Annotated in this window: 4 protein-coding genes; 1 reads left to right on the top strand and 3 read right to left on the bottom strand. The window is 73.9% G+C overall.

The genetic code is table 11. The features are described from left to right. Window positions 1–21: 21 nt before the first annotated feature. Both B7767_RS37800 and B7767_RS37795 read right to left on the bottom strand, forming a co-directional pair. The gene (locus B7767_RS37800; protein ID WP_085575935.1) at window positions 22–417 is read right to left on the bottom strand and encodes a cupin domain-containing protein; all 396 of its coding nucleotides are present in this window, start codon (window positions 415–417) and stop codon (window positions 22–24) included. Continuing rightward, on the bottom strand, window positions 414–1,862 hold the full coding sequence (locus tag B7767_RS37795; protein WP_085575934.1) for an MFS transporter: 1,449 nt from the start codon (window positions 1,860–1,862) through the stop codon (window positions 414–416). Before B7767_RS37795 ends, B7767_RS37800 begins: the two co-directional genes overlap by 4 nt. Before the next feature lie 58 nt (window positions 1,863–1,920). Between B7767_RS37795 and B7767_RS37790 the strand changes: the two genes are divergently transcribed. Then, window positions 1,921–2,589 (top strand): TetR/AcrR family transcriptional regulator, encoded by a 669-nt coding sequence (locus B7767_RS37790; protein ID WP_085575947.1) that lies wholly within the window; start codon window positions 1,921–1,923, stop codon window positions 2,587–2,589. A gap of 164 nt (window positions 2,590–2,753) precedes the next feature. On the opposite strand, the gene B7767_RS37785 is transcribed toward B7767_RS37790, so the two are convergent. Next, the coding region (locus tag B7767_RS37785) for a VWA-like domain-containing protein (RefSeq protein WP_143652872.1) at window positions 2,754–3,217 on the bottom strand (464 nt) is incomplete at its 5' end.

Raw genomic sequence — 3,217 nt, 5'->3', positions numbered from 1 at the left:
TTCGGCCGGGCCGCCTGCCGGTCAGTGGGTGTCGGTGCGCTTCTCGAGGCGGGTACCGTCGCGGAGGGTGATCGACATCAGGTCGCTGGGGGCGTCCAGTTCCAGGCGGTGCCAGCGGCCGCGGGGGACGATCGCGGCGGTGCCCGCCCGCAACCGCACCATGTCCTCGGCCCCGCCGGGCGTGTCGGGACGGAAGTAGAGGCGGACACCGCCGGTCAGACAGCACACCGCTTCCTCGGCCTGCGGGTGCATCTCCCAGTGATCGGCGTGAACGTCGGCGGCGGTCTCCACGTGGAACGCGGCGATCTGCCAGGCGTTGGAGCCGCTGCTCGTCATCCGCCGTTCGGCGGCCCGGACATCGCCGTCGGAGTGGAAGTGCAGCGCCGAGGTGAACAGGTCGATGGTGGTGGTCGTCATGACGGAGTTCCTTCCAGCCGGTTCTGCGCGGGGGTGGTGGAGCGCGGGACGGGAGTGACGGCTCGGCGGCGCGGCAGCACACCGATGGCCACGACCGCCGCGAGCACGAAGACGGCGGCGGCGACGGCCAGGCCCAGGGCGTAGCCGTCGTTGAGTGCGGCGGGGTCGGTGGTCGTGCCGGTGTGGTGTGCGGCGATGGTGGCCAGGGCGGCCAGGCCGATGCAGCCGCCGAGTTGGCGGGAGCTGTTCATGAGGCCGCCGGCCATGCCGGCCTCGTGCGGGGCGACGCCGGTGGTCGCGGCGGCGGCGACCGGAGCCAGGACCAGCCCGGCGCCGACGCTGGTGACGAGGGACGGGCCGAGTACGTCGGTGAGGAAACTGCCGTCGGGGCTGATGAGGGCGAACCAGGCCAGGCCCGCGGCGGCCAGCAGGGCTCCGGGCACCAGGGACGCGCGGGGGGTGCGGGACGCGGTGAGGCGGGTGGCGACGACGGTTCCCGCGACCAGGCCCAGGGAGAAGGGCAGGAACGCGGTGCCGGTCGCTGCGGCCCCCATGCCCAGGACCTGCTGCATGTACAGGGACACGAAGTAGAACGCCGTGAACTGCCCGGCCGCGGCCAGGAACACCAGCACGTTCGCGCCGGCGACCCAGCGACTGCGCAGCAGGCCGAGGCGCAGCAGGGGTGCGTGGACCCTCGCCTCGGCGAGGACGAAGGCGGCGAGCAGCACGGCCGCGGCGGCGAGGGTCGCCCACGTGACCGGGGAGCCCCAGCCCAGGGTGTCGGTGCGGACGACACCGAGCACCGACAGCCCGACTCCGCCTGTCGCCAGGACGGCGCCCGCCGCGTCCAGCCTCTCGCGCCGGGCGGGCGGGGTCTCGGCGGGCACCCCTGCGGGGACGAGCGCGAGAGCCGCCGCGACGATGGGCAGGTTGATCAGCATGATCCAGCGCCAGCCCGCGTACTCGGTCAGCAGTCCGCCCGCCAGTACGCCCAGCGCGCCGCCCGCGGCGTTCACCGCGCTCCACACCCCCAGCGCCCGGACGCGTCGGGGGCCTTCGGGGAAGGTGGTGGTGAGCATCGCCAGTGCGGCCGGCGCGGCCGCGGCGGCGCCCAGACCCTGACCGGCGCGTGCGGCGATCAGGTGCCAGGGAGCCTGGGCCAGTCCGCCAGCCAGCGAGCACAGCCCGAAGACGGTCAGCCCCAGCACGAACATCCGACGCCGGCCGTACAGGTCGCAGGCGCGGCCCCCCAGCAGCAGGAACCCGCCGAACGTGAGCGCGTACGCGTGCACGACCCACGACAGGTCGAGCGGCGCGAATCCCAGTGCCGTACGGATCGCGGGTAACGCGACGTTGACCACGGACATGTCCAGGGCGACGACGAACTGGGTGACGGCCGCCGCCGCCAGCACCGCTCCGGGCCTGCCCTCAGAGTTTTTATACATGTAAGAAAATTTAGCGCCGAGGTTCGCCGTTGTCGACACCTGGGGAATGATGGAGGGCATGCCGCAACCGTCCGCACCGCGCAGAACCCCGGGCCGACCTCCCCGTATCTCTCGCGAGGAGATCATCGGGACGGCCCGCCGGATCGTGGAGGAGGGAGGTGTGGACAGGCTGACCATGCGGCGGCTGGCCACGGAGGTCGGCAGTACGCCGATGGCGCTCTACCACCACGTCCGTGACAAGGAGGAACTGCTCGTCCTCCTGCTGGACGACTACGCCGCCCGGACCCTGCGCCGGCCGGAACTGCCCGCCGCCCCCCGCGAACGGGTCGTCGTGGCCGCCACCTCGATCCACGAGGCGCTCGCCGCCTGCCCCTGGATCGTGGAGGTGCTGACCGCCGACGACCTGCTGTCCACGAGCGCGCTGTGGTTCGTCGAGCAGATCGTCGACGGCCTGGTCGGATGCGGCCTCTCCCTCGACCGGGCCGTGCACGGCTACCGTGCGATCTGGTACTACACCGCCGGGGAGATCGTGGTCAGGGCGACAGCGGCCCGACGGCGCGCGGACGACGACCGTGCGACCTACCGGGAGCAGGTCTTCGCCGATCTCGACCCGGGTGAACTGCCCCGCCTGACACAGGCCGCGGACCGCTGGGCGCCGCTGACCGCCGAGGACACCTACCAGGACGGGCTCCGGGCCCTGGTGGACGGCCTCCTCGTCAGCCGCTGACGACGCGCCACCGACGATGTGCCCGGCCGTCGGCGCCGCGTGAGCGGGGGCCGACGGGTCCGTGACACGGCCTCTGCGGGGCCTCTCACCCTGGCGGGCGAGCCGCGTGCCGATCGAGGAGTCCGGCGGTCCCCGCACCGGCCGGCCCTCGACCGACCACGCCGTCAGGCGGTGACCCGCACCGTCTCCACCCAGCTCGGGGGTTGCGGCGCTCCGTCACCGATCAGGGCCGCGATCAGGCGGCAGGACGGGGTCTCGGCGGGCCAGGGGGTGAGTCCGTCGGTGAGGACGATGACGACCGAGGGGCGGTCGCGGGCCGCGAGGGCGGCGTCGATACCGACGCGCATGTCCGTGCCGCCCCCGCCGCCGAGGGTGATCTGCTCGGTGGCCGTCACCCGGGACACGGCGTGCACGTCGGCGTCGCAGGCGAGGACGGTGACGCGGTTGCCGCGCACGCCGACCTCGCGCAGGACGCCCGTGACCTCGCCCAGGGCGGCGGCGAGTTCCGCGTCGCCCATCGAGCCCGAGGTGTCGACGACGACGGCCACCCGGGGCAGCGGGCGGCGCAGGCTGGGGAGGACGACGCCGCGCAGCGCCGGGGTGCGGCGCGACGGGCGGCGGTAGGTGT

This window comes from Streptomyces sp. 13-12-16, assembly GCF_002114215.1.
In the GTDB taxonomy this organism is placed as follows: domain Bacteria; phylum Actinomycetota; class Actinomycetes; order Streptomycetales; family Streptomycetaceae; genus Streptomyces.
Note: the sequence above shows the minus strand (reverse complement) of the source record. Positions and strands in the feature narration are given on the sequence as shown.